Origin of the sequence: Aedoeadaptatus ivorii, assembly GCF_030815095.1 — a bacterium.
Classification (GTDB): domain Bacteria; phylum Bacillota; class Clostridia; order Tissierellales; family Peptoniphilaceae; genus Aedoeadaptatus; species Aedoeadaptatus ivorii.
This window is the reverse complement of the sequence record NZ_JAUSWF010000016.1, coordinates 1-1,455: the sequence shown is the minus strand read 5'-3', so window position 1 is coordinate 1,455 and position 1,455 is coordinate 1. Positions and strand designations below refer to the sequence as shown.

At 54.5% G+C, this 1,455-nt stretch carries 1 rRNA gene; it reads right to left on the bottom strand.

The window, feature by feature from the left end:
* Window positions 1–30 precede the first annotated feature (30 nt).
* Window positions 31–1,455 (bottom strand): 16S ribosomal RNA (locus tag QO008_RS08020); the annotation flags it as partial.

Sequence of the window (1,455 nt, the reverse complement as noted above, 5' to 3'; positions counted from 1 at the left end):
TCGCCCGCAGGCGAGGGCCGTTTTCCTTAGAAAGGAGGTGATCCAGCCGCACCTTCCGATACGGCTACCTTGTTACGACTTCACCCCAGTCATTAACCCTACCTTCGACAGCTGCCTCCTTACGGTTGGCTCGCTGGCTTCGGGTATTGCCAACTCCCATGGTGTGACGGGCGGTGTGTACAAGACCCGGGAACGCATTCACCGCGGCATTCTGATCCGCGATTACTAGCAACTCCGACTTCATGCAGGCGAGTTGCAGCCTGCAATCCGAACTGGGATCGGCTTTTTGAGATTCGCTTAACATCGCTGTCTCGCTGCCCTCTGTACCGACCATTGTAGCACGTGTGTAGCCCGGGACATAAAGGGCATGATGATTTGACGTCATCCCCACCTTCCTCCGATTTATCATCGGCAGTCCTTCCAGAGTTCCCGCCTTAATGCGCTGGCAACTGAAAGTAAGGGTTGCGCTCGTTGCGGGACTTAACCCAACATCTCACGACACGAGCTGACGACAACCATGCACCACCTGTATTGCCGTTTCCGAAGAAAACATTTTATCTCTAAAATTGGCGACAATATTTCAAGTCCCGGTAAGGTTCTTCGCGTTGCTTCGAATTAAACCACATGCTCCGCTGCTTGTGCGGGTCCCCGTCAATTCCTTTGAGTTTCATGCTTGCGCACGTACTCCCCAGGCGGAGTGCTTATTGTGTTAACGACGGCACCGAGGTTTGACCCCCGACACCTAGCACTCATCGTTTACAGCGTGGACTACCAGGGTATCTAATCCTGTTTGCTACCCACGCTTTCGTTCCTCAGCGTCAGTTGAAGTCCAGCAAGTCGCCTTCGCCACCGGTATTCCTCCTAATATCTACGCATTCCACCGCTACACTAGGAATTCCACTTGCCTCTCCTTCACTCAAGCTCGACAGTTTCCGATGCTTACGAAGGTTAAGCCTTCGCCTTTTACATCGGACTTGCCGAGCCGCCTGCGAACCCTTTACGCCCAGTAATTCCGGACAACGCTCGCCCCCTACGTATTACCGCGGCTGCTGGCACGTAGTTAGCCGGGGCTTCCTCCTATGGTACCGTCATTATCTTCCCATAGGACAGAGCTTTACGACTCGAAAGCCTTCATCGCTCACGCGGCGTCGCTGCATCAGGGTTGCCCCCATTGTGCAAGATTCCCCACTGCTGCCTCCCGTAGGAGTTTGGACCGTGTCTCAGTTCCAATGTGACCGTTCACCCTCTCAGGCCGGTTACTGATCGCAGCCTTGGTAGGCCGTTACCCCACCAACTAGCTAATCAGACGCGAGGCCATCTCTCACCGCTGTGACTTTAACCACTGTAACAGGCGTTACTGTGGTCTCATACGGTATTAATCCCGGTTTCCCGAGGCTATCCCGTTGTGAGAGGCAGGTTCCTCACGCGTTACTCACCCGTCCGCCGCTAATCCGC